At 46.3% G+C, this 443-nt stretch carries 1 protein-coding gene; it reads right to left on the bottom strand.

Going from position 1 to position 443, the window contains the following annotated elements; translation table 11 throughout:
• Window positions 1-251 precede the first annotated feature (251 nt).
• Window positions 252-443, bottom strand: a 192-nt coding sequence (locus ACZ3HH_RS29405; protein WP_465810024.1) for a cupin domain-containing protein, incomplete at its 5' end; no start/stop codon positions are given.

Below are 443 nucleotides of genomic sequence, written 5' to 3' on the forward strand. Positions count from 1 at the left end.
GGGCGGAAGCCATCACTCACGTTGCAGTGAGCCATCCTGCCGATGCGATTTATTTGCCATTAAAAGAGCACTTCACCGAAGTTGCAATCACTGAGCTGACTTTTGCCATTGTGACCATGAATGCGCTTAATCGTCTGGTGATCAGTTTGGGGCGCTAGAGGCCAAAAAGTCTGAATTTATGGGAGTATCAATCCATTTTATGCCATCAAGTGCATAAAATGGATTTCTCTAAAAATACCATATGGGAGTATTTAGAGTTTATCAATCCATGGGGTGGGCGTAGGTACCGCACAGACCGGTTCTACATCAATCGTATTGAAGTCGGCCGGACCTACAATTTCCAAGTATTCCATATCCGGGGAATAATCAAACAGATAGTGGCGCACGCCGGGCCGTTGATGTACACAGTCACCCGCACTGACCAGTGTTTCCTGATCTTCATA

The organism is Pseudomonas sp. PME37.24/025, from assembly GCF_055556615.1.